18 protein-coding genes are annotated in these 24135 nt (G+C 60.2%); 9 read left to right on the top strand and 9 right to left on the bottom strand.

Annotated elements, in window-relative coordinates:
- Positions 1 to 6: 6 nt before the first annotated feature.
- Genes E2F43_RS17240 through E2F43_RS17220 form a run of 5 tightly spaced genes read right to left on the bottom strand, consistent with a single transcriptional unit; the run spans position 7 to position 5438 of the window.
- Positions 7 to 1473, bottom strand: a complete 1467-nt coding sequence (locus E2F43_RS17240; protein WP_133214987.1) for a sulfatase family protein — start codon at positions 1471 to 1473, stop codon at positions 7 to 9.
- Positions 1470 to 2339 (bottom strand): alpha/beta fold hydrolase, encoded by an 870-nt coding sequence (locus E2F43_RS17235; protein ID WP_165954376.1) that lies wholly within the window; start codon positions 2337 to 2339, stop codon positions 1470 to 1472. Before E2F43_RS17235 ends, E2F43_RS17240 begins: the two co-directional genes overlap by 4 nt.
- A gap of 8 nt (positions 2340 to 2347) precedes the next feature.
- Entirely contained in the window at positions 2348 to 3583 is a 1236-nt protein-coding gene (locus E2F43_RS17230) for an acetyl-CoA C-acetyltransferase (RefSeq protein WP_133214983.1), read from the bottom strand.
- Between the two features lie 10 nt (positions 3584 to 3593).
- The gene (locus tag E2F43_RS17225) at positions 3594 to 4364 is read right to left on the bottom strand and encodes a crotonase/enoyl-CoA hydratase family protein (protein ID WP_133214981.1); all 771 of its coding nucleotides are present in this window, start codon (positions 4362 to 4364) and stop codon (positions 3594 to 3596) included.
- Positions 4365 to 4418: 54 nt separating this feature from the next.
- Positions 4419 to 5438 carry a phosphotransferase family protein gene (locus E2F43_RS17220; protein ID WP_133214979.1) on the bottom strand — a complete coding sequence of 340 codons (1020 nt, stop codon included), beginning with the start codon at positions 5436 to 5438 and terminating at the stop codon, positions 4419 to 4421.
- 177 nt (positions 5439 to 5615) lie between these two features.
- On the opposite strand from E2F43_RS17220, the gene E2F43_RS17215 reads away from it, so the two are divergent.
- Complete coding sequence (locus E2F43_RS17215; RefSeq protein ID WP_133215212.1) at positions 5616 to 6134, top strand: SprT family zinc-dependent metalloprotease; 519 nt, start codon at positions 5616 to 5618, stop codon at positions 6132 to 6134.
- Positions 6135 to 6137: 3 nt separating this feature from the next.
- Here E2F43_RS17215 and E2F43_RS17210 read toward each other — a convergent pair whose 3' ends face one another.
- The 3 genes from E2F43_RS17210 to E2F43_RS17200 all read right to left on the bottom strand — a co-directional run bounded on the left by E2F43_RS17210 (position 6138) and on the right by E2F43_RS17200 (position 11241).
- Complete coding sequence (locus E2F43_RS17210; protein ID WP_133214977.1) at positions 6138 to 8954, bottom strand: DUF748 domain-containing protein; 2817 nt, start codon at positions 8952 to 8954, stop codon at positions 6138 to 6140.
- A gap of 103 nt (positions 8955 to 9057) precedes the next feature.
- Positions 9058 to 10065: an AraC family transcriptional regulator gene (locus E2F43_RS17205; RefSeq protein WP_133214975.1), complete on the bottom strand. Its 1008-nt coding sequence runs from the start codon at positions 10063 to 10065 to the stop codon at positions 9058 to 9060.
- Positions 10066 to 10068: 3 nt separating this feature from the next.
- The gene (locus E2F43_RS17200; protein ID WP_133214973.1) at positions 10069 to 11241 is read right to left on the bottom strand and encodes a GGDEF domain-containing protein; all 1173 of its coding nucleotides are present in this window, start codon (positions 11239 to 11241) and stop codon (positions 10069 to 10071) included.
- Positions 11242 to 11368: 127 nt separating this feature from the next.
- Here E2F43_RS17200 and E2F43_RS17195 point away from each other — a divergent pair, with 127 nt between their 5' ends.
- From E2F43_RS17195 to E2F43_RS17175, 5 genes are all read left to right on the top strand, one after another.
- Entirely contained in the window at positions 11369 to 12544 is a 1176-nt protein-coding gene (locus tag E2F43_RS17195; RefSeq protein ID WP_133214971.1) for an acyl-CoA dehydrogenase family protein, read from the top strand.
- A gap of 28 nt (positions 12545 to 12572) precedes the next feature.
- Positions 12573 to 13346: an SDR family NAD(P)-dependent oxidoreductase gene (locus E2F43_RS17190; protein WP_133214969.1), complete on the top strand. Its 774-nt coding sequence runs from the start codon at positions 12573 to 12575 to the stop codon at positions 13344 to 13346.
- An 11-nt stretch (positions 13347 to 13357) separates the two neighbouring features.
- Entirely contained in the window at positions 13358 to 14491 is a 1134-nt protein-coding gene (locus E2F43_RS17185) for a CaiB/BaiF CoA transferase family protein (protein ID WP_133214967.1), read from the top strand.
- 10 nt (positions 14492 to 14501) lie between these two features.
- Entirely contained in the window at positions 14502 to 15290 is a 789-nt protein-coding gene (locus E2F43_RS17180; RefSeq protein ID WP_133214965.1) for an enoyl-CoA hydratase/isomerase family protein, read from the top strand.
- 62 nt (positions 15291 to 15352) lie between these two features.
- Entirely contained in the window at positions 15353 to 17212 is a 1860-nt protein-coding gene (locus tag E2F43_RS17175) for a DUF3604 domain-containing protein (RefSeq protein WP_133214963.1), read from the top strand.
- On the opposite strand, the gene E2F43_RS17170 is transcribed toward E2F43_RS17175, so the two are convergent.
- Entirely contained in the window at positions 17213 to 20476 is a 3264-nt protein-coding gene (locus tag E2F43_RS17170) for a mechanosensitive ion channel domain-containing protein (protein WP_165954374.1), read from the bottom strand. It lies immediately after the preceding gene.
- Between the two features lie 87 nt (positions 20477 to 20563).
- Here E2F43_RS17170 and E2F43_RS17165 point away from each other — a divergent pair, with 87 nt between their 5' ends.
- From E2F43_RS17165 to E2F43_RS17155, 3 genes are read left to right on the top strand one after another with little or no spacing between them, the layout of a single operon-like run.
- Entirely contained in the window at positions 20564 to 21505 is a 942-nt protein-coding gene (locus tag E2F43_RS17165) for an MBL fold metallo-hydrolase (protein WP_133214959.1), read from the top strand.
- Complete coding sequence (locus E2F43_RS17160; RefSeq protein WP_133214957.1) at positions 21502 to 22251, top strand: alpha/beta hydrolase; 750 nt, start codon at positions 21502 to 21504, stop codon at positions 22249 to 22251. Before E2F43_RS17165 ends, E2F43_RS17160 begins: the two co-directional genes overlap by 4 nt.
- Positions 22248 to 24125: a TIGR00341 family protein gene (locus E2F43_RS17155; RefSeq protein WP_133214955.1), complete on the top strand. Its 1878-nt coding sequence runs from the start codon at positions 22248 to 22250 to the stop codon at positions 24123 to 24125. Before E2F43_RS17160 ends, E2F43_RS17155 begins: the two co-directional genes overlap by 4 nt.
- Positions 24126 to 24135 lie beyond the last annotated feature (10 nt).

The raw sequence follows: 24135 nt of genomic DNA, 5'->3' as shown, positions 1-24135 counted from the left end.
GATGGGTCAGCGGGAAACCCAGCCGCGCTTGTTGGCCGCCATCTCTGCTTGCTTGCGCTGGAACTCCTGGCGCAATTTCTCGAGCTTTTCAGGATAACGGGCTGATACGTCATAGGACTCCCCCGGGTCGGCCTGCAGGTCGAACAACCATTCCTTCTGGGAGACGGCGAAGGCAACCGGCATCTGGTCTGTGGCGTAATGCACCCCGGCGGCTGCGCGGTACTTGAAGCGCTGATCCCGCACTGCGAACAATGTTTCACCGTCGTAATAGTGCAGGTACCGGTCAGGGGCGGCAGTGCCCTGCTGCAGAACAGGCAGCATACTGCGCCCGTCCAGGACTCGATCATTGGGGGCCGGCAATGCCAGGATCTCCAGCACTGTTGGCAGCAGATCGGTCCCCATTGCCATTGCTGTGGAATGCTCGCCGCCGTCGATAGCTGCCGGCCAGTGGGCGATAAAGGGCACCCGCATTCCGCCTTCGAAGGTGTTGCCTTTGCGGCCCCGCTGGCCGCCCGCATTGCCCTGGTACCAGGGTCCGTTATCCGAGCTGACAATGATCAGGGTGTTGTCGAGTCGCCCCGACTGCCTGAGGGCTGCTATCAGAGCGCCTATTCCCTCATCGATTTCTTCCAATACGTCACCGTAGAGGCCGCCGTCGGAGCTGCCGAGGCGCTCGTTCCTGGCACTCAGCGGGTCGTGAGGGAAGTTGTGGGCGAAGTAGAGGAAAAAGCGCTGCGCTCCCGCCTGTTCAAGAAAGCCCAGTGCCGCGTCGATGTAACGCTCACTGAGGTAACGCTGGTCAACCGGGGCGGGTACGTCAATTTTGCGATTGCGGTAGAGTTCAAAGGGCGCCATGTCATTGCTGTACAGGGCGCCATAATAATAGTCGAACCCGAAGTCGTTGGGCAGCGACGGGCTGTGGTCGCCCAGGTGCCATTTGCCCACCATCCCGGTATGGTAGCCGGCTGCCTGCAGCACTTCGGCAAGGGTAATTTCTTCAGCGGGCAGCCGGATATTGCTGTCAGAGCCGGTCATGGTGTGAAGGAAAAATGCCTTCCGACTGTCCGAAGGGAAGATGACATGGGGCAGTCCCGCTCTCGGTGGCAATCTCCCGGTGAGATATCCCGCCCGGGAAGGTGTGCAGGTGGGTGCCGGGGAGTGAAAGTCGCTGAGTACCATGCCGTTCTCAGCGAGCGCATCCAGATGGGGTGTAGCGATGGGACCGGGGCGGGTGGCGCCGGCACCGATATCGCCATAGCCCATATCGTCGTAAAGAATAAAAATAATGTCTGGCGCGTCGTTGAGATTGGCGCCGAGGGTTTCGATGTGTTCCAGGTAGTCCCGCTTGCCCTTTAAACGGGTCTCGTCGTCCCGTTGCTCAAAGCTGAAGTAGTGATAGGCGCCCCAGCCAATCACGGCGATGAGCAGTGTCAGGGCAACCGTGACAAATGATTTGAGAAGCTGTCCGATCAAGAATCCAGGGCCTGCTGAATAAGGCCGGCCACCATAGCAGGGTCCTGCATGGGTATAAAGTGGTTCATATCAGGCAGGTAGATGTCGGTGCAATCGGGCAGCATCGAGGCGAGTTCTGGCCAGGTCGGTGAACCGGTAAAGTCGCCCGGAACAATGCCGGAGTATCTGGCCCGCAGCAGGGTAACCGGCTTGCGCAGTCGCGGCAGCTCATCGAGTATGTCATCACTGTAGCCCTGGCTGGCGTAGATCGACGCCTCGTTGAGCGGGTCGCACAGCAACTGGCGGAAACCCTCCTCGTTGCTTGGATGTAACGCGTAGTCGCAGTAATCCTTGAGGACCTCCGGTTGCCAGCTGTCGAAGGGGCTGCGGTCCCTGAAATGCTCAAACATCTCCTCGGCATCCTGCCACTTGTTCTTGCGTCGAGCCACAGGGTGGTCTGCCGCATCAATATCGGCAAAAGCCTGACGGGAAAGTTGGTAACTTTCCCGGGAGGTAATGACGGGGTCTATGAGTAGGGCGTGCCTGAACCGATCCAGGCGGGCCACAGCTGCCCGGGCCAGAAGATAGCCACCGATGGAGTGACCGGCTGCAACGATGTTGCGCAAATCCAGTTTGTCTATCAGCAGGCAGATGTCCCTGCTCAGGATCTGCCAGTCCACCTCGCCGATACTGTCACTCTTGCCGTGGTAGCGGAGATCGACCGCGTAGATCTGGCGTCCCGGAAGCCGCGACACGACCTGGTTCCAGCAGCGGCTGTGGAAGCCGGTGGCGTGCAGTAGCAAGACCGGGTCACCTTCACCCGGCCACTCCACGACCGCCAGTTCCACGTCTCCGATATCGAGATGATATTCCCTCGTTTCGCTCACTGTGCGGATCAAATTCGCTCGATGATGATGGCCGGGGCCATGCCTCCGGCGGCACACATGGTTACCAGACCAAACTGCTTGTCCTGGCGTTCCAGTTCATCCAGCGCGGTGTTGATCAGCAGCGAACCAGTGGCGCCGATGGGGTGTCCCAGGGCCATGGCGCCGCCATTGATGTTGACCTTGTCCCGGTCCATGCCCAGATCGCGCATGAACTTTTCGGACACCACCGCGAAGGCTTCATTGATTTCCCAGACGTCGATGTCATCAATACTCAGGCCAGCCTTGGCGAGCACTTTACGCGCTGCCGGCACCGGGGCGTTCAGCATCAGCGTGGGGCAGTCACCCTGGTTGGCCATGGCAACGATGCGGGCGCGGGGTTTCCAGCCCTGTGCTCTGGCGTACTCGGGAGACGACAGCAGGATCGCGCCGGCGCCGTCCACCACGCCGGACGAGTTGCCCGCATGGTGCATATGCTGGATTTCAACATCCGGGTACTTCTGGTTGAGCAGCTTGCGGAAGGTGAGGCCGCTTTCGTCCAGCGGGTAGTCGGCGACGGCTGCGAAGGAGGGCTGCAACTCGCTGAGGGCTTCCAGCGTGGTCTGCGGGCGAGGGAACTCTTCCTTGTCCAGCACCACGTTGCCGTCAACGTCTTTCACCGCCACCAGGCTCTTGTCAAAGCGTCCTTCGGCAATGGCCCTGGCTGCCTTTTGCTGGGTTTCGAAGGCCTGCGCGTCCAGTTCTTCCCGGGTAATCCCTTCCATGGTGGCAATGGCATCGGCGCACACACCCTGGTGGGGCTGGGGATGCATGGCGCGCAGTTTCAGGTTGCCGTTGTCCATCAGCATCGAAGGCATGGCACCCTCTTCACCGTAGGTAGACATCATTTCCGCGCCGCCGCCAATCACCACATCCTCGCTGCCGGACATGATGTTCATGGCCGCCAGGTTGACCGAGGTAATGCCCGAGCCACAGAAACGGTCCAGCGTCATGCCCGAGGACGTGATGTCGTAGCCTGCCTCCAGCGCCGCCATACGCGCCAGGTCGCCGGACTGGCGACCGCGCTGGGAGCTGGTACCGAAAATGATGTCGCCCACATCTGCGGTATTGAGGTCATTACGCTCACGCAGGGCTTCCAGCACCACCGCCCCGAGGTGCTGCGGGTGCTGGTCCGCCAGTGCGCCCTTGCCTTTCTTGCCGATGCCGCGGGGTGTGCGGCAGGCGTCAATAATCCATGCTTCTTTCATTGTCATGTCCCTACCTGCCTTTCCACTGGGGTGCGCGTTTTTCGGCGAAGGCGGTGGCGCCTTCGATGGCGTCTTCGCTGGTAAACACGGGATTGACCAGTGCCTGCTGTTTGGCCCACATCTCGGTGGTGGACCAGTCTTCCTGCTCCATCATCACCTGCTTGGTCACGCGCACCGCAAGGGGACCGTTGGCCGCGATCTTTGTCGCCAGTTCACGGGCGCCTTCCAGGGCCTCGCCGGCGGGTACCACGCGGTTGATCAAACCCATTTCCAGTGCCCGTTGGGCACCGGAAAAATCGCCCAGTAGCGCCATCTCCATGGCCAGGCGCGGTGGGATCTGGCGGGGCAGTTTCATCAGGCCGCCAGCGCCGGCGACCAGGCCTCGCTTCACTTCGGTAATGCCGAACTGGGCATCCTCGGCGGCCACGATCAGGTCGCAGGAAATCATCAGTTCCAGACCGCCTGCCAGGGCGTAGCCTTCCACGGCGGCGATCAGCGGTTTCTCCGGGGATCTCTCCGCCAGGCCACCGAAACCGCGACCCGGGATAACGGGCAATTCACCGGTGACAAAGGCTTTCAGGTCCATACCCGCGCAGAAGGTGCCGCCGGCGCCGGTGAGGATGGCCACGCGAATGTCGTCGTTGCTGTCCAGTTCTTCGAGGGCGGCCGCGACTCCCTTGGCAAGGGCCAGGTTGACGGCGTTTTTAGCCTTGGGACGATTGAGGGTGATGGTCATGACGCCCTCGTTAACGTCTACCAGTACAGATTGTTCATCAGTCATATTGCTATCTCCGTAGAGGTCTTGCCCAGCTGCGGGGCTTGAGTGAAAGTCTGCTCAGTCGATCAGCGCTACCGCTGTCTCGGCCAGGGGCACGACCATTTCGCCGCGAGCCTTTGCCTCGGGGCTTGACGCATTGCCCAATTCTGCCCGCTTGGCGACGCCCTGGAGAATTGCGGCAAGGCGGAACATGGAAAAAATAATGTAGAAGTTCCAGTTATCGATACCTTGCCGGCCGGTGCGTTCACAGTAACGTGCAATGTATTCTTCATCGCTGGGAATGCCCAGTGACTTGCGGTCCACGCCCTGCATGCCGGCGATACCGCCGCCGCCGGGAAGCATCCAGGCCATGCACTGGTTGGCCAGGTCCGCCAGGGGGTTCCCGAGTGTGGAGAGCTCCCAGTCGAGCAGGGCGATGGCCCGCGGTTCGGTCGGGTGGAACATCAGGTTGTCCAGGCGATAGTCACCGTGCACCAGTCTCACCTGGCCGTCGTCCTCTGGCATATTGGCGACCAGGTAGTCCATCAGCCGCTCCATCTCGGGAATATCCTGGGTTTGCGAGGCCCGGTACTGCTTGCTCCAGCGATTCACCTGGCGCTCAAAGTAGTTACCCGGTTTGCCGTAGTCCGCGAGTCCCACTTCATCAACATTGACATTGTGCAGGGCGGCCATGGTGGCGTTCATGCTGTCGAAGATGGCGGCGCGCTCCGCATTGTTCTGAGCCTCGGGTAATTTCGGGTCCCAGAAAATTCTTCCCTCGAGATACTCCATCACGTAAAACATGGAACCGATAACTGACTCGTCCTCGCACAGTACATAGGTTCGGGGTACGGGCACTGGCGTATCCTGAAGGGCGGAGATGACCCGGTATTCCCGGTCCACCGCGTGGGCAGATTTGAGCAGTTCCCCGGGGGGTTTGCGGCGCAGCACCCAGTGCTGGTCTCCGGCACTCAGCCTGAATGTCGGGTTGGACTGGCCGCCGGCGAACTTTTCCGCGGTAATGGGGCCGTTGAGCCCCGGTAGGTATGCTGCCAGGTAGTCACCCAGCCTGGCGGTATCGAGATCTTGTGTGCTCATGGTTTCTCTTTACTTGGTTGGGGTTGACCCCGGACGTCTAGGACCGGGGCAAAGTCTGTGGCCTGTCCGATTGGCTGCCAATGACGCCGAACAACAAAAAAGTAGACCATAGGTGACAGCCTGTCAGCGTTTGCTCTGTTATGATCGGCCCATGTCCGGTTGTCAGTATTTTTTGCGGTGATTGAGCCCATAGACGAAAGCCAGTGCCAGCAGGTACTGGAGCGCACAGAGTACTACATCGCCCAGGCGGAAGAAGTGCTGGAACGGCCATTTGAACGAATTCCCGTGCTGTTCGACCTGAGCGGAACGACCGCCGGCATGTTCCGTGCCCAGGGGCGGCAACGGGAGATTCGCTTCAATCCCTGGATATTCGCCAAGTACTGGCGGGTCAATCTGGAGGGCACAGTACCCCATGAGGTGGCCCATTACATCGTGCACGAGATACACGGACTGGGGAAGGTCAGGCCCCATGGGGAGGAATGGCAGGCGCTGATGCATTTTTTCGGTGCCGCCCCCGAGGTGACCTTCAAGGCAGACCTGGAGGGCATACCCCAGCGACGACAGCGAACGCACCCCTACCGCTGCGACTGCCGCCAACACCAGGTGTCAACCACGCGTCACAACCGGATACTCAGGGGAACCGGCACCTACCTGTGTCGTTACTGTAACGGCAGGCTGGTCTACAACGTCTGCTGACTGTCAGATGTCCAGTTCCAGTTCGACGCCGCTGTAGGTGTGACTTTCGGCGTTAAACCGGGCCTGCTGGTTGATCACTGCGCGATCCGCCGAGATACCGGCCTGATTCACAAGGTAGTCTTTCACCGCGACTCCCCGGTCCCGGGCCAGCTGCAGAAGCTGTTCATCAGTCACTGGCATGGTGTCGCGTACAGCCGCCAGTTGCCCGGAGAAACTGTTGTCCTCGCCTGACGCCCCAAGGGCGCGGTAGCGCTCTTCGATGGCCGCAATGTAATCGGGGCCCCGTCGGGCAATTTCTTCCGCCGCCAGCCCCTCCGCCACAAGTTGTGCTTCCAGCGCCGCTCGTTGCAGTCGCTCGCGGTCCAGGTCGGGATGGGCGCGACCACTGATCACCAGGCTGAGGTTGGGCCGCTGGGCCAGGGCCTGGCCCAGTTGGTCCAGCTTGGTGGCGGCTGTGGCGTTGAGATCGCTGCTGCCGGCGGGGAAGGCAATCCGCTGCAGGTCCTCATCGGAGCCCACCAGGCTGGCGAGCAGGTTGAAGGGCGCGGTCACCGCCTTGGTCAGCAGGTTGATAAAGGCACCGGCGATCACGCTGCCGAGACTGAATTCCGGATCGTTCACATCGCCTTCAATCGGCACCTTGAGGTCTATTATCCCGTTGAGGTCGGTCAGCAGGGCAAGGGCCAGTTCCAGCGGCAGATCCAGCGCCTTGTCGCTCTCCACTTTGTCGCCCAGCTTGAGCTGGTCCACGATAACGTCGTTCTTACCCCTGAGGTAGCCATCCTCCAGGCTGTAATGAAGATCGAGGTTGAGCAGGCCCTGTTCGATGTTGTACCCCGCATAGGTGCCGGAGTAGGGTGTTAGCAGCACCAGGTCGACACCGGTGAAAGTCAGGCCGAGGTCGAGAAAGGGAGGCGCGCGAAAAGGCGCCGCCGAGCCTTTTAGCTGCACCGGTGCATAGCCGTCCACCGTGCCCCCTATTTCCACCGCGGCGACTGAATCCTGGTCGGTGCTGAGATTGAGCACCTCGCCATTGACGTCGCCAATAACGGTGCGGAAAGGGATGGGTAGCGACTCGTCCATGAAATCGATGGCACTGTCGGAAATGAATATCTCCGGCAGGTCCAGCTGCCAGGGCTCATTCAGGTGCATGTCTTCGGCGATTTCCTCGGCGCGCTGCCCAACCTCCTGCTGCCAAACCTTCGATGCATTGATGCTGCCGTCCTCGGCGATATGCACCCGGCCTTCATAGTCGTGGATCAGCAGCTTCTCGAGCCGGACAGCGCGCTGCTGGAGATTTACCCGGAGATTTTCCCAGCGTACGCTTTCCCACCGGGTCAGGGCCTGTTCGCTACCTTCCATTGTCCCGGAAAAATCGCTGACCTGACCGTTGCTTTGCACCGCTACGGGGAGGAATTCATCCAGGGTCAGAACCCCGTCCAGGTCTACGTCACCGCTGCTTATGGTCGCTTTGAGGGCGCTGGGTAGATTGGGGTTGAACAGCGGAACCGACAGCTTGTCCAGCTGGTAGTTTATGTCTCCTGCACCCGACCCCAGGTCCAGGGCGCCGTCCAGCACCAAGCGGGTACGTTCATTGAGGGTTAAAGCCAGTTGCAGCGGCGAGCGGCCGGTCAGGGGCCAGCTGAGCGCCTGCACTCTGGCCGCAATGGGTGCAGCAACGACGGTTGCCGGCGCGGTAAAAGGGGAGCGCCAGGTGATGTTGCCGTCGTCGAGGCGGATATCCGCTACCCGCGCCGTCCAGCCGGCTTCCTGTTCGGCCGGCGGCTGCGGCCGCTCCGCCCCGGTTTCGGGCAGGTCGATGACAAACAGTTCCGGCAGGCTGATCCGGTCATCCTCCATCCATCCTTCGATCCCGGCACCCTCGACCCCTACCCGGGCAACTTCCACATGCTGTCGGTCACCGTCGATCTCGATACCGCTGATCTGCAGGCTGCCGAGGCCCGCACCCGTGTCCGGCAGGCTATTCGGGTCCAGCGCGTTAATGCGCAGCTTACTGACCTGAAACGAGCCCTGCTCCAGTCGGTAACTGAAGGCGTCAGCCCAGGACAACCGGTAATTGCCTGCCAATGAAGCCGTGCCATCATGCAGTTCGAAATTGAGCCAGGGTTCGGCAAATCGCCAGAAGGTATGCAGGCTCAGTCTGGACAGTGCCAGTTTGCCGCTGCTGCTGGCTTCCGGCAGGGAAATGTTGCCTTCCAGGTAGAGTTCCCCCCCGTCCTCGGCGAGGGCCCTGATCCGGTAGGGTTTACCCTCTGCGAGCACCGTGGAAAGGTCGGTAACGACAATATCGATCCCATGGTAATAGGTGCTGAAGGGTTTTTCTCGCGCCGCGTCGGTCAGCGTGATGAGTTCTGCACCGAATGCCAGTCGCCCGATCGTAAGGGCGGGTGATCCCCCGCCGGGCTCGGCGGCGTTCTGGTCATCAGCGGGAAGTAGGTCGGAAAAATTGAAAACCGAATCATGCAGGTGACGGATGTGGGCGTTCAGGCCAGCGATACTGATCTCGTCCATGACCAGCCCCTGGTCCCAGAGGCTGCTCAGCGACAGGTTGGCAATGGCCCCGTCGAAGCTGACAAAGTGCTCTCCGGTGACCTCGCGCAGTTGCGCTCCACGCACTTCGGCGCTGAGAGAAAAGGGATTGAACAGGATGATGTCGGTTTTCAGCTCCCGTCCGTATTCCCGATCGACATACCAGGGGGCGATGAAGTTGGCAGCGGGAATGATAATCAGTGTGACAAGGGCCACGTAGGCGATATAAATCGCCACCAGTATCCGGACCGCAATTTTCAACACCCGCATGCTCCTTTTGGCTCAATGGTTTCAATATAGCTGAAAATCATGATGCCAGAGGGCCGTAGATGAAAATCCCCTCACCCCGGGCGCCAACCGTGGCTGGCCGTTGTTACAGTCCTTTGCGGTAGGTGTAGGGGGTGACCCCGGTCCAGCCCTTGAACGCGCGAATAAACGCCGAGGATTCAGAGAATCCTGCCCGGTGGGCGATCTCCTCGATAGACAGGCCCTGTTTGCCGAGGAAATGCAGTGATGTGTCCCGTCGCACCTGGCTCTTGACCTCCTTGAACGTGGTGCCTTCCGCCGACAGCCTGCGGCGCAGGGTTTGTGGGTGGACCTCCAGCATCCCGGCAACGTCATTCAACTCGGGCATATTCACCAGGTTCTGGTGTACCAGTTCCCTGACCCGGGCAGTCCAGCTGTTCTGGTCGTAGGTCTGGGTCAGCATGATCAGCACCGGATGGCGAAGAAAGTGGCGCAGCGACTGTTCTGTCTGGTTTACCCGCTTGTCCAGCAGGGCAGGGGAAAGCACCAGCTGTGAATGGGTCTGCTCGAATGCTACCGGGTTACCCAGGAACATGGCCCGGTAGTCTTTAAGCTGGGCCGCCGGCGCATAAGCCAGCTCCACCTGCTGCACCGGCAGGTGTTCCTGCACCAGCCAGCTGAAGTAACGATGGGCGTTAAACAGCAGCAGCTCGATCATGTAGGGATCGGGTGCCACGGTTTTGTCCACATTGGTCACTCGCAGTGTTGCCTCGTTTTCTGTTACCCGCAGTTTCGGGTTTACCCCGAACTCGAACAACTGGTAGAAACGGCAGTAGCGGGCCATTGCCTGGCCCAGGGTTTCACAGCCCATCACCGCATGGCACATCATCGACCAGCAACCTACCGGCATGCGCCGGGAGGCGTAGCCCAGGGCTTCGTCGCCCATGGTCAGCATCGTCTCCACCTGCAGATCGGCGAACCGCTCCGCGGAGATCCTGGCGTCTTCCTCCAGCAGCAGGCGGGGCGAAATGCGGGTTTTGCGCAGCAGGCTGATGGGGTCCAGGCCCTGGGCCACGACGTTTTTCAGTACGGCCCTGGCAAAATAAACGGAGACGGAGATGTCGCGGCTGGGCATGCTTCAGGCCTCCGCGGCGGAATTGCTGAGATGCACCGGAGCGCTCTCTACCGAAGCGACCCGGTTGCGTCCGCTGCGTTTGGCCAGGTACATGGCCTGGTCGGCCTCCTGGGTCAATGCATCGAGGTCAACTTCGCCCACGGTCGCCGCCACCCCCAGACTGACGGTGACCGGGATCCGCTGCTGGTCAACCAGCAGGGGGCGTTCGCCGATGGCATGACAGATACGTTCTGCCAGTGAGCGTGCTGCTACCTGGTCGGTGTCGGTAAGAATCACCAGGAATTCCTCGCCGCCGGTGCGAGCCAGCACGTCACTGGCGCGGCACATGCGCTCTATCATGGCAGCCACGCGGCGGATGACCTGGTCACCCGTGTCGTGGCCAAAGCTGTCGTTGACTTGCTTGAAGTGGTCCACGTCGATGACGATGGCGGCGGTGGGCAGGTCATGCCGGCTGGCATGGGCCATGCTGACACGCATGGCGTCCTCAAGGCCACGGCGATTGAGCAGTCGGGTGAGCGGGTCTTCGGTGGCCAGGTGCGACAGGTGTTGCTGGTATTCAATCAATACGCTGGCCAAAAACCCGACCGCCACCAGCACATAAGCCCAGCTGTGGGCGCCGAAGGCAATGACCTGGCCCAGCAGACGATTGTCGAGCCCGATGAACTGGTACATGGACAGCGACGTGCCGATGAACATTATCACGGCAGCGACGGCGATGATCAGGTCGCCCACATTTTTTTCCTGCACGCAGCGCACGGCGCTGACCACTCCCGCAGCGACAAAAAAAACAGTGGCCAGCAACACCTGGGTCACAAACAATTGGCCCGTGCCGAGGAAAAAGGCGCTGAGGCAGCCCAGCAGGCAGGCCAGGCCAAGCAGCACCCGGCCAGCGTGGATAGCAGCCCGCTGGCCCGCGGCGATAAAGAGAATATAACTGTTGAGTATTGCGGCTACTGCCGGCACATCGACCGCCAGGGGAGTGGAAGCGCCCTGTTGCAGGGTGAAGGCTATCCAGCCCAGCAGGGCGGCCATGAAATAGACCGTAAACAGGCCCAGCCCCGCTGGCGGATTGCTGGAATCACTCAGCACATAGACCACCAGCATCTGCGCCAGGGTGACGGCAAAAATCAGTCCCAGGTGCAATACGGCCCAATTCTCGGGGAAAATCTGTTCCATGCCTGTGTCAGCTCAAGTCGCTGTCAGTTCCAGTCAATTAATTTGTCGGGGGCGGTCATTGTTGCCCATGGGGCGTCTAACCATACTGTCCGCCGATTACCGTTGCTATACCCAGAGGTACACCAGAATGCTCCCCAGAGACTTCACCGAAGAGCAGAATATGTTTCGCGATGCCTATCGCAAATTCCTGGCAGCGGAGATTGTGCCACATATGGAACAATGGCGTGAGGCTGGAATTGTGGATCGTGAGGCGTTTCGCAAGGCGGGAGAGCAGGGATTTCTGATGATCTGGCCCGAGGAGCGCTATGGCGGCATGGGCGACGATGATTTTCGCTTTGAACAAATCATTATCGAGGAGACCACCTACGCCCGGGTGGCCGACTGGTTCAATACTCTGCACAGCCGGCTGGTGGGCCCTTACCTGACCCGCTTTGGCAACGAGGAGCAGTGTGCCCGCTTCCTGCCCCAATGCGCCAGTGGCGAGTGTATCCTGGCGGTGGCCATGACAGAACCCGATGCCGGCTCCGATCTGGCAGGTATTCGTTCTGCGGCGGTGGAGCGGGACGATCACTGGGTACTCAACGGTTCCAAGACATTTATTTCCAACGGCATCAATGCCGACCTGGTGATCGTTGCCGCCAAGACTGACCCGGAGAACAACCCCTACCACATGACCCTGTTCCTGGTGGAGCGCGGCATGCAAGGGTTTGAACGGGGCCGCAACCTGAAAAAGATGGGCCTCAAGGCGCAGGATACCGCTGAGCTGTTTTTCAACGATGTGAAGGTGCCACGGGAAAATGTGCTGGGTGAGCCAGGCAAGGGCTTTTACTACCTGATGGAAGGGCTTGCCGAGGAACGTCTGCTGGGCGCAGTCGGCTACCTGGCCGGGGCGCAGCTGTCCTGGGACCTGACCGCGGACTATGTCAAGGAGCGCAAGGCTTTCGGGAAACCCGTGGCGGCATTCCAGAACACCCAGTTCAAACTTGCGGAAATGCGCACTGAACTTGATATCAGCCAGGTGTACATCGATCAATGCGTGCGGGCCTTCAACGCCGGCAGCTTTACTGCCGTTGATGCCGCCAAGGCCAAGCTGTACACCAGTGAACTGCAGGTCAGGATGGCGGAGCTCGGCGTACAGTTGCACGGAGGTCACGGCTACATGGACGAGTACCCGATCAGTCGCCAGTATACCGACGCCAAGATATCCACCATTTATGCGGGTAGTTCCGAGATCATGAAACTGATCATCGGCCGCGACTGCCTCGGGGACGATTACGTCCCCTTTAACACCCGAAATTTTTAATCCCCGAAACAACCCAAGGAGAACTCTCATGGATTTGCAAGGCAAAGTAGCAATCGTCACCGGCGGTGCCTCTGGTCTCGGTCAGGCTACCGTGGAAGCCTACGTCGCCAAGGGCGTCAAGGTCGCCATTTTCGACCTTAACGCGGAACGGGCTCAGGCAGTCATCGATGACCTGGGCGCTGACAAGGTCGCGTTCTGGAGCGTGAATGTCGCCGACGAGGACAGCGTAAAAAATGCCGTGGCCGAGGTGGTTGAGAAATTTGGTGCCCTGCACATCGTCAATAATTTTGCCGGTATCGGTAGCGCCGCCAAAACCTACGGCAAAAAGGGCGTTTTCCCCCTGGAACAGTGGGATCCCGTCATTGCCATTAACCTGACCGGTACCTTCAATGTTTCCCGCTATGGAGCCGAACAGATGGCCAGGAACGATCCTATCAATGACGATGGTGGCCGTGGCGTGATCATCAACACGGCCTCCGTTGCCGGCTACGAGGGCCAGGTAGGCCAGGTTGCCTACTCGGCCACCAAGGGCGGGGTCATCGGCATGACGGTACCCATGGCGCGCGACCTGGCCAGCTATGGCATCCGCGTCAATACCATCGTACCCGGCCTGATCCACACGCCTTTGTTTGAGGCGCTGCCCGAGCCGGCGTACAAGTCCCTGGAGGCATCCGTATGCTATCCGCAGCGACTGGGCAAGCCGGCGGAAATCGCGCACCTGTCAGTATTTATCGCCGAAAATGATTATCTCAATGCGGAATGTATCCGCCTGGATGGTGCGATTCGGATGCAACCTCGCTAAGGAGCTTTGTCATGGGACCTTTGAACGGTTACACAGTGCTGGAACTGGCGGGCATCGGTCCCGCTCCCATGGGCGGGATGATTCTGGCGGACATGGGTGCCGAGGTGATCCGTATCGATCGTACCGGCGGTGCACCGGGGCTGCATATGAAGGATGTCAGCAGTCGCGGTAAAAAGTCCGTGGCCCTGAACCTGAAAGACCCTGGGGGCATTGAAACGCTATTGCGCATGGTCGAGAACGCCGACGTCATTATCGACCCGTTCCGCCCCGGGGTTTGTGAAAAACTGGGTATTGGCCCCGAAGTCTGTTTCGATCGTAACCCCAAGATTATCTTCGCTCGCATGACCGGTTGGGGACAGGAGGGGCCGCTGGCCCACGCGGCCGGCCATGACATCAACTACATTTCCATTACCGGTGCGCTTTATGCCATGGGGCGCAGTGGCCAGAAGCCCGTGCCCCCTCTCAACCTGGTGGGAGACATGGGTGGCGGCGGAATGTTGCTGGTGAATGGTATTCTCGCGGGTTTGCTGGAAACGGCGAATTCAGGCAAGGGCCAGGTGATCGATGCCGCTATGGTCGATGGTGCCGCCCAACTGATGTGGATGTTTCACGGCTTTGAAGCCATGGGTATGTGGGACGCATCGAAGCGCGAGGCCAATCTGCTGGACGGCGGTGCCCATTTTTACGATACCTACGAATGCGCCGATGGTGAATATGTTTCCATCGGCTCTATCGAACCACAGTTCTATGCGCTGCTGAAAGAGAAAGCGGGTCTGTCAGACGACGAATTTGGTGACCAGAATAACGCCAGCCTGTGGCCGCAGATGAAGCAGCGGCTGACTGAAATTTTCAAACAGAAAACACAGGCACAATGGTGCGAACTCATGGAGGGAACGGACGTTTGCTTTGCACCCGTGCTGAGTTTCACCCAGGCACCCGCGCACCCGGCCAATGTCGCCCGGGCTACCTATATCGAGGTTGACGGAGTGACCCAGCCTGCGCCTGCGCCGCGGTTCTCACGCACACCCTCAGAGGTCACTAGCGGTGGTTCGCAAGCGGGTGCCGACACCCGGCAGGTGCTTTCAGATATGGGTTTTGCTGCCCGGGAACTGGAAGAACTGCAGGGTGCCGGTGTTATCGACTGAGGAAAGAGTGATGGCCGACTACCAGAGTATCGAGATAACGCGGCACGATTCGGTCGCGGTCGTTACCATGAACCGCCCCGAAGCCCTGAACTCATTCGATGCCACCTTGCGCCGGGAAATACTGCTGGCTGCAAGGGAAGTCAATGACGATGACAGCATCCGCGTGGTCGTGCTGACCGGGGCGGGGCGAGGTTTCGGCGCCGGGGCGGATTTGTCGGAAATGCCGATGGCTGACCCTAACTGGCGTGTAGAAGACCAGCTGAATCTGGAATACAAACCGGTAATGCTCGAGATCTACAATGCACCCAAGCCGTGGATCAGTGCGGTACATGGACCCGCAGCGGGAGTTTCCAGCGCTTTCGCCATGGTTTGTGACCTCACTGTGATGGCAGAGAGCGCCTATATTTACCAGGCCTTCGCCGCCATAGGCCTGGTGCCCGACGGCGGTGCAACCTGGCACCTCGTGCGCTCTATCGGACGCAAGCGCGCCTACGAGATCATCGCCACCGGAGAAAAGCTGTCTGCCAGAAAGTGCCTTGACTGGGGACTCTGCAATCGCGTGGTAGCCGACGAGCAACTGCTGGACGAGACCCTGGCCTGGGCCGGGGAACTGGCAGCAAGGGCGCCGCTTTCCCTGCGTTATGCCAAGCAGGCTGTGGCCCAGGCCTGTGAAGCAGACCTGGCGCAGACGATATCCGACGAGGCCGTACTGCAGGGGATCTGTAGCAGCAGTGAAGACGCAGCGGAGGGGACTGCCTCCTTTCTGGAAAAGCGTCCACCGGTCTGGAAAGGGCGTTAGTTGGGGCAGGCAGGGGCGCATGTTAGTATCCGCTGAAGCTGAAAATGATAAAGAGAGCGGATATGCGCAAGCTGCTACTGGCGGTCGTTCTGCTGGCGGCGTCGACAGCCGTGACTGCAGAAAAGCAGTTATTCTGGGGTGATACCCACCTTCATACCAATAATTCCTTTGATGCCATAACGATCGGTAACAAGAGTATCGGTCCCGCCCAGGCCTATCGTTATGCGCGAGGGCTGCCGGTCGTGCATCCTTACCACGGTGCCCGGGTGCAGATCGGCACACCGCTGGACTTCCTCGTTGTTTCTGACCACGCGGAATTTCTCGGCCTGGTACGCTATGTCTACGAACAGGGCGCACCCACCGACGGGCTGGGCCCCGTGGACACCCTTTACGCCTGGCTATCCTCCCTGGCAATCAGGGTCGGTATCGATAGCCGCTGGGGATCTCTGCTCTTCGCGTCCCGGCTGCCTGATGCCGAGGACCCCAAAACCGCTGGAGAACGGGTGGCGGAACAGGGCTTGAAACTGGGTGGGATAGCGGCAAATCCGGAAATTTCACGAAAGGTCTGGGCAGAGATTACTGCCGCGGCGGACGCCTATAACACGCCGGGAGAATTTACCGCATTTATCGGCTGGGAGTGGAGTTCCAACGGCGGCGGTGCCAACCTGCACCGGATTGTGATTACCGACGGTGATGCAGCCAGTGCCAGCCAGTACCTGCCTTACAGTTTTCTCGACAGTTCCTTTCCGGTGGACCTCTGGGCCTGGCTGGATGCGACCAGTGCCGGCACCGGGGCTGATTTTATCGCAATTCCACACAACTCCAATATCTCCAAGGGCTATATGTTCGGGACCCGAAGCCTGCGAGGAAACGCCTTCAGCGATGAATATATCGCCGCCCGCAGTCGCTGGGAAAAAGTCGTTGAAGTCACCCAGATCAAGGGTGATTCCGAAACTCATCCCCAGCTTTCACCCCGGGATGAGTTCGCGGATTTCGAAACTTTCGATTTTTACATTCAGCGAGACGAGAGCTCCTACACGGTGTCCGCCGGCGATTACATCCGCTCTGCGCTGCGTACCGGGCTGGCGCTGGAGGCGCAGCAGGGCGAGAATCCCTACCGGTTTGGGCTGATTGGATCCAGTGATGCCCACTCGGGCCTGGCCGGTGCTGAAGAAGACAATTTTCACGGCAAGTTCGCGGCCGACAGTATTCCGGCCAACAAGCAGGGCCTGGTCGATGTCAGCGACAGGAGAACGCCTCGGGGTTGGGATATGTCCGCCTCCGGGCTGGCGGCGGTATGGGCAGAAGAAAATACCCGGGAGGCGCTACTCGCCGCACTGAAACGGCGCGAGGTCTATGCCACCACGGGACCCCGGATAGCGCTTCAATTTTTCGCCGGAGAGGCCTGGCCCGAGGACATTCTCGACAGCGCGTCCCTGTACCAGGATGCAGTGGCCAGTGGTGTTCCCATGGGCGGTGTCCTGGAAGGCCGCCGGTCGGTCTCGCCGGAATTCTTCGTGATTGCGGAGCGTGATGCTAGAGGCGCCAATCTCGACAGGATCCAAATCGTCAAGGGCTGGCTGGACGAAGACGGCCAGACGCGGGAGAAAGTCTACGATGTTGCCTGGTCGGGCGAGCGTAGTCCCGATGCTGCCGGCAGGCTGCCCCCGGTGGGTGACAGCGTGGATCGGGCCAGCGCCGGTTACCAGAACAGCATTGGTGCTCCAGCCCTCCGGGTACGCTGGCAGGACCCGGACTTCGATCCGCGGCAATCGGCATTTTACTACGTGAGGGTTCTGCAAATTCCGACGCCTCGGCATTCTCTCTATGATGCGGTTGCGCTGGAACTGGATAGCGCCGAGGGCTATCCCGACGTGATCCAGGAGCGCGCCTACAGTTCTCCCATATGGTATCGCCCCTGATCAGTCGCCCCGGATCTGGTCCAGGTTGCGGATTTCCAGCTGCAGCGGCTCGAGCGTGTCCAGGTGTACATCCCGTTGCGGGAAGGAGATAACAATGCCGGCATCGTTGAACTTGTCGTTGATGCGGGTGCGCAATTCCGTCCAGGTGCCGATGCGGTCCTCGCTGACATAGCAGCGCAACCACAGTATCAGCGAGTTGTCGCCAAAGTCTTCAAAGGTGGCCCTGGGTTCCGGGTCAGGTAGCACGTTGGCGACTTCCCCGGCGGCCTCCAGTATCAGCGCCAGGGCCTCGCGCACGTCCGATCCGTAGGCGATGCCGACAGGAATGATAACTCTCACCGCCGCGTCTGAAAGTGTCCAGTTCACCACCTGGCCGGTAATCAGTTCCTTGTTGGGAATCAGGTGTTCCTTGCGGTCAAAGGTTTCGATAATGGTGGCCCGGGGATTGATTTTTTTCACCACGCCCTCCGCCCCACCGGCGCTGATGATGTCGCCCACACGCACCGGCCTCTCGAAAAGAATAATGATGCCGCTGATAAAGTTGGCGACGATTTCCTGCAGGCCGAAGCCGATGCCCACCCCCATAGCGGCCACCAGCCACTGCACCTTGCTCCATTCCCAGCCGATTGAGGTGAGGAAAATGGAACCGCCGATGGCGATCACCAGGTACTGCATCAGGATGCTGCTGGCGTAACGCGCGCCGGCGCTCATGTTAAACCACTCACGCATGAATACTTCGCTCAGTGAGGGCAGGTGCCGGGTCAGTAGCGCGGTAACAATCAGCACCAGTGCACTGTAGCAAAGGTCGAACAGGGTGATGTCCCGCAGCGTGCCGGTGCTGGTGCTGACCGTCCACAGGGTGATCGATTGCAACAGGTTGAGGGCTGGCAGGCTCGGTGACCAGATCCACCAGAGGACTGTCAGTGTTGCCACAATGCGGGCCATGTTAAGCAGCTTGGTGTGCGCCTCGGACAGTGACATCACGTCGAGAGCCGCTTCCTGGGCGCTCTCCGCCGGCTCTTCCGGCTGCGCTTTCATTGACTCCCTGGCTTCGCGCTCCATGCGAGCGCGCAGAATCAGCAACCAGCGTTCCATGACGTCGCCGGTCGTCTTGATGATGATAATCCAGGCAATGCTGCGCGCCAGGGCTGCCATGTAGATATCGGCAGCGTACATCAGCCCCATGGCCTGCAGGATGAGGGTGACTGCGGCGATAAATACGCCCAGGCGAAGGCTGAAACGAACCACTTTTGACTCCCCGGCCATCCCCCTGCGCAGCAGTCGGATAAAAAAGATACTCACGGTAACGGCGGCCGCGGCTGTGCTGATAGCCCCCAGGGGGCCGCCGCTGGTGAAGGGGTCCAGTTCATAGGCGAATATGTCCAGCAGAATGGCGCTGCACATGACCGGTCCGACCCAGTTGAGCTCTTCGCGAAGGCAGTCAAGGCGTCGTCCGTCCCATTTGAGATAGCGCCTGCCCACGCCCTTGCGATTGGCGATCATCCTCGTTAGCAGCAGCAGATACAGGATGCGCGAGGTGAACATAAGTGCGGGAGCCAGGGACTGGGAAAACTGGTTGCCGTTTTCAGCCTGTTGCAGGAAGTGGCCCAACAGATAGAGGCACACTGGCCAGGGCAGGACCAGGAACAGCGACAGCCCCAGGGCGGCGAGAATATTCCACAACGTTGCAGTGCTCAGCAGCATCGGCCTCGTGATCAGGCTATCGTACACCGGCATCAACAGCCGGCGGCCGATAAACAACAGCAGTGCCAGCACCAAAATTGACGCCGACCAATCGGCCTCGTTATAGCCGGAGGCAAGTTGCGCGGGCAGTTGCAACCAGTTCCCGGGGCTCGCAAGCATACCGAGCTGTCTTCCGAGTTCGACCAGGTCCAGGTGGTTGAAGTTGCGTATCCACAGCAGGTTCCCCAGCAGGAAGCGGTGAAACTCCTCGCTGGCAGCGATCAATTCGCCAGCCCGGTCATTATTGTCCAGCAACAGGCGCAGCAGCGAACCCAGGCTGTTCAGGTTTTTTTCCAGCAGATCCAGGCGCTGTTGCACCAATTGCCGGACCAGGGAGGCGGTGTCGTCATTGCGCTGGTCCAGGTCAGCGATCAGGCGCTCTATGTAGACACTGCCCTCGTTGAGAGCGCGAAAGTCCTCCTCAACATCTATCTGCGCCATGGACGTATCGGCAATCAACGCATTGCGCCGTTCGATCTCCTGTTTGATTGTCCTGGTCTCAGGAAGACTGTCGAGGCGGGTGATCATCACTTGCCCGAGAATCTCCTTGCGCCCCGCAACCTCCAGTCGTCGGTGCATCAACTGTGAGTCCTGTCTGATGCTCTCCAGTTGTTCAGTGGTCAGGTGGCCTTCGCGGCGTGCGCGGTCGCTCAGGTTGGCGGTATCCTGCAGTTGGCGCGCCAGTTGTCGGTTCTTCTCGGCGAACTGCTGCAATTTAGGATCCTGGCTTTGCAGCTTTTGCTGTAACTCGGCGGTGACTTGCAACTGCTCACGGGTTGCACTCGCCCTGGCGCTTTCCAGTCCCCGGCTGAGTGCTTCGAGCCGGGCTTCGGCCTCAGACACCGCCTGGCCCAGCCAGGCCCGCTCCGCGGCGTTGACCTGGGTGATGGCCGGCTCCCCCGTTATCCGCGTTTCCAGGTATTGCTTTTCCGCTTCTGCGGCTTTCAGACGGGCCTGGGATAGAACCCAGGCGGTATTGAGGTCACTGGATGAGCTCGCGGGGGCTTGCGCCTCGCTCTCACTGTTGATGATATTCTGGACCGTTGTCAGGCGCTGTCTGGTCTCCGCACGCAGTTGGGGGAGTTCATCGACGGCCTGGATCAATTCGTTACGCCGCTCTGTGAGTGCCCTGAGTTGGGCGGTTTCCAGGGTGATCTGGCTCTCGACTTCAGCGACGCTGCTGTCGTCAGTGACCAGATCGCTGTAGTCTTCGTCGCTGGCCTTGGCCTGCCGCAGCTGCTCTTCGAAGCGGGCCGCCTGCCCCGGCGCGCCCTCTATCTCGGCCTTGAGGTTAGCGGTGCGACTGCGAAATTCTGCGGCGGCCTGTAACTGGCTCTGGGCGCGGTCCAGTTGTTCGTCAAGCTGTGCCCGGGACTCATCGTCCAGGGTAGTGTCATTGCTCACTGCGTTGCGCTGGTTCTCGATGTCTGCCAAAGTCACGGCAAGCGCCGGATGCGCCAGCAAAAGACCCAGCAGGCACAGCAGGGCGACGATAGACGGAGGTACTGGGTAATCTTTCATGAGCCCTGAGTTCTGTTCCCGGTGGCTGTAGGTGATAATTCGGTTACCCTGATGATGCGCAGGTAACTTACAGCAGGAGATTAGCACATGGAGCCGCCAGTCACAGAGTCTCTGGGCTTCGGCATTACCCGCATAGACGCCGGTTATATTGAACCGGGCACCGCCAGCTTTTACCTGTTGCAAGCAGGGACGGAGTGCGCGGTGATAGACACCGGCACAGTTCATGGTCTGCCGCCCCTGTTGCGCCTGTTACAGGACCGTGAAATTTCTCCGGGGCGTGTGCGCTATGTCATCCCGACACACGTGCACCTCGATCACGCCGGAGGTGCAGGGCTGATGATGCAGCACTTCCCGGAGGCGAAGCTGGTGGTGCATCCGCGGGGCGCACGTCACCTGATAGACCCGCAAAAGCTGGTGTCGGCATCGCGCCAGGTTTTCGGCGAGGCCCGTTTCGACCGCCTGTACGGCGATATAGTCCCGGTGCCGGAGGGGCGGGTCATCGCCGCCGAAGACGGTCATCCCCTGGACCTGGGCGGCAGGGAACTGGTGTTGCGGCACACGCCCGGTCATGCCGATCATCATCTGTGTGTGTGGGACAAGGTCAGTCGCGGCTGGTTCAGTGGTGACGTGTTCGGACTCTCCTACCAGTGGTTCCGCACCGCCAGGGCTGACTATTGTATGCCTACCACCACACCCAGCCAGTTTCGCCCCGAGGCTTTAAAGAAGTCCATTGATCTGTTGGCCGCCGCTTCCCCGGAGCGTATTTTCCTCACTCACTACAGTGAACTGGCATATAGCGACAGATTGCGGCAGTCTCTGCAGGAGCAGATCGATCACTATGTCGTCCTTGCCGCAGAACACGGCGGACAGGTACCACAGCTTGAGGAGGCCATTATCGACTATTCCCTCGAATGTTTCAGCGCACTGAACCCCGGCATGGAGGTCGCCGAACTGCGAGAACGGTTCCGCCATGACGCACAGTTGAACGCCCAGGGTCTGGCGTACTGGCACAACAGGCAGTTGGCATGAATCTTCAGCGGGAGGGTGGGGAGTATCTTGCCTATCATCACCTCGAGGGGGATGGCCCGGGGATTCTTTTTCTGAGTGGCTTCAACTCCAACATGCAGGGCGACAAGGCATTGGCGCTGGAAGCCTGGTGTCAGGGTATGGGCAGGCAGTACACCCGGTTCGACTACCAGGGGCACGGTGAATCCAGCGGGCGGTTTGAGGACGGCACAATCGGGCGCTGGATCAACGACGCGCAGGCAATACTGGACGAGGTGACAAGCGGGCCACAACTGCTGGTTGGCTCATCCATGGGGGGGTGGCTCATGCTGCACCTGGCCCTTGCGCGGCCCGACCGGGTGTGTGGCCTGGTCGGTATTGCGGCGGCGCCGGACTTCACCGAGGCCCTGGCCAGCGGCAGGCTGTCACCGGAGCAGCTGTTACAGTTGGAACTCTCGGGCTTTTGCGCCATTGACAACTGCTATGACGACGGCGAGCCCTATCACATCGCCAAGGCTTTGTTGGAGGAGGGCAGCCAGCATTGTCTGCTACAGCAGGATCGAATTGCCATTGCCCAACCGGTGCGGCTGTTGCACGGGCAGCGTGATGACGATGTGCCCTGGGAACGGTCCCTGCTGCTGGCGGAGAAGCTGGCCAGCGAGGACGTGGAGATACAGCTGGTGAAGGACGGTGATCATCGCCTGTCGCGACCGCGTGACCTGCAGCGCCTGCAGCGCACCATTGCTGCCCTGCTGGAGTCGATCGCTTGACTACCCGGGAACCCTGTTACCTGGTGCACGACTCCACCTTTGATCCGGAGCGCGCCGCCGAATGGCTGCAGAGCAATGAGATCACTCTGGTACCCTACGCTGATCGGGAGAGTGTCGATTCCGGGGCGCGCGTGCTTTTGTGGTTGGGTGATGAGCAGGTAAGAGATCTTGCGCCCCTGGGTGTCGAGCGCCAGTGGCGAATTGGCCTGCTGGCTCACCCCGAAGCCAGGGAAGCCTGTACCGCGCTCGGGGTAAAGGGCGAGCCCGGGCAGTTGGCGGCGCACTACCGCGACATTGAACCGGTGGCCGCGGACGCCCTGAGTTGCAACGGCGAGCTGGTTTTTTCTTCTGTGGTGATTGGCTCGGTCCTCAGCCTCAGGCCGCAGGACATCAATCGACGCTCCACCAACTGGAGCCTGTTTCGGGGGGCGCTGCGCGGACTCGGGAAACTCAGCCTGCGCAGTTTCCGGCTGGTTACCGCCAAGGAGCAGACGGTGGATTTCGCCGCGCTGGGCATGGTCGCGGTAGCGCATACCCGCAGCTCTCTGGTCAGTCGCCGTTTTGATGACAACCTCAGCATTGCCGATGGCCGTGTCTCGCTGCTGGCCACGGCTCCACGCAGTATTCTCGGCTATCTCTGGTTTGTGTTTCGTTTGTTGCTGCCGGGCAAGATAAGCCTTTCCCGGCTACCCGAATCCCTGGCTCTCGTCCAGAGTGAACACCTGCATCTTGAGGCTGCTGGCGGCTTCGAGTACCTGTTGGACAACAAGCCGGTATATGCCCAGGCGCTGGAGCTCGAGGTCAAGGCCCAGGCCCTGTCGCTGCTTCCGGGGCCGGCCTTGCAGGGCACAGCAACAACCAGCGTGAGTACCAAGGAAACCGTACGCCTCAATCATGTACCGGTGAACGATGCAGCCACCGCCATGAGCGGAAAACACCTGCCCCTGTTTAACCACGCCACTGAGGATGAATACCGGGACCTGTTTGTGGCCTTGCGGGACAACGCTCGTGCATCGTCGTCTTTCCAGGTGCTCATGGTGCTGTCAGTGATGCTGTCCCTGGCCGGTCTGTACGCCAACTCCGCCCCGGTGATCATTGGCGCCATGATCCTGGCCCCGCTGATGGCGCCTATTATCTCCTTTTCAATGGGGCTGGCGCGCTCCCATGCTGGCCTCATTCGTGGATCACTGAAAACCCTGACTATCGGGATTGCCTGGGGACTGGGTTGTGCAGTGTTGCTGGCATGGGTGATGCCTTTTGATATCGCTACGGAGGAAATGCGTTCGCGGATGTCGCCGACGCTGCTGGATCTTTACATTGCGGTGATATCCGGCATAGCCGGCGCCTACGCCCACGCCAAGGAGGAAATCGCCAAGAGCCTGGCGGGCGTTGCCATTGCCGTTGCCCTGGTGCCGCCGCTGAGCGTTGCCGGCATAGGCCTGGGATGGGGCGACTGGCCCATGGCGCGGGGCGCGCTGCTACTGTTGACCACCAACCTGGTGGGTATTTCCCTGGCGGCGAGTGCGACTTTCCTGGTACTGGGCTTCGCCCCGCTAACCCGGGCTCGCAAGGGTCTGCTTATTTCACTGTTGCCGCTGGCGGTGATCAGTATTCCGCTTTACATTGCCTACGATCATCTGGTGGAACAGGGCAGGTTGGAGGAGCGGGTTCCGGCGGGCGAACTGCGGCTGCTGGACCAGCGTGTGCAGGTATCCACCGTCAGGGTCGCCCTGGATGAGCCACCGCTGGTGTCAGTGGTGGTCAGTTCCGCGGAGCGGCTGGAAAACCGGCATATCGACGAGCTAAAGCGCATCATCGGTGAACAGGTGGGGCGCGAGATACAGCTGGAAGCACAGCTTAATATCCGGCGATGACCGTCATCTG

It is taken from the genome of Seongchinamella unica, assembly GCF_004354085.1.
In the GTDB taxonomy this organism is placed as follows: Bacteria; Pseudomonadota; Gammaproteobacteria; order Pseudomonadales; family Halieaceae; genus Halioglobus; species Halioglobus unicus.
This window is presented reverse-complemented; position numbering and strand designations above follow the sequence as displayed.

Excerpts from the sequence above, each read along its gene's own strand:
- E2F43_RS17170 (WP_165954374.1), bottom strand. The coding sequence starts at position 20,476 with ATGAAAGATTACCCAGTACCTCCGTCTATCGTCGCCCTGCTGTGCCTG.
- E2F43_RS17205 (WP_133214975.1), bottom strand. The coding sequence starts at position 10,065 with ATGCCCAGCCGCGACATCTCCGTCTCCGTTTATTTTGCCAGGGCCGTA.
- E2F43_RS17160 (WP_133214957.1), top strand. The coding sequence starts at position 21,502 with ATGAATCTTCAGCGGGAGGGTGGGGAGTATCTTGCCTATCATCACCTC.
- E2F43_RS17180 (WP_133214965.1), top strand. The coding sequence starts at position 14,502 with ATGGCCGACTACCAGAGTATCGAGATAACGCGGCACGATTCGGTCGCG.
- E2F43_RS17200 (WP_133214973.1), bottom strand. The coding sequence starts at position 11,241 with ATGGAACAGATTTTCCCCGAGAATTGGGCCGTATTGCACCTGGGACTG.
- E2F43_RS17220 (WP_133214979.1), bottom strand. The coding sequence starts at position 5,438 with ATGAGCACACAAGATCTCGATACCGCCAGGCTGGGTGACTACCTGGCA.
- E2F43_RS17190 (WP_133214969.1), top strand. The coding sequence starts at position 12,573 with ATGGATTTGCAAGGCAAAGTAGCAATCGTCACCGGCGGTGCCTCTGGT.
- E2F43_RS17230 (WP_133214983.1), bottom strand. The coding sequence starts at position 3,583 with ATGAAAGAAGCATGGATTATTGACGCCTGCCGCACACCCCGCGGCATC.
- E2F43_RS17165 (WP_133214959.1), top strand. The coding sequence starts at position 20,564 with ATGGAGCCGCCAGTCACAGAGTCTCTGGGCTTCGGCATTACCCGCATA.
- E2F43_RS17175 (WP_133214963.1), top strand. The coding sequence starts at position 15,353 with ATGCGCAAGCTGCTACTGGCGGTCGTTCTGCTGGCGGCGTCGACAGCC.
- E2F43_RS17225 (WP_133214981.1), bottom strand. The coding sequence starts at position 4,364 with ATGACTGATGAACAATCTGTACTGGTAGACGTTAACGAGGGCGTCATG.
- E2F43_RS17210 (WP_133214977.1), bottom strand. The coding sequence starts at position 8,954 with ATGCGGGTGTTGAAAATTGCGGTCCGGATACTGGTGGCGATTTATATC.
- E2F43_RS17195 (WP_133214971.1), top strand. The coding sequence starts at position 11,369 with ATGCTCCCCAGAGACTTCACCGAAGAGCAGAATATGTTTCGCGATGCC.
- E2F43_RS17185 (WP_133214967.1), top strand. The coding sequence starts at position 13,358 with ATGGGACCTTTGAACGGTTACACAGTGCTGGAACTGGCGGGCATCGGT.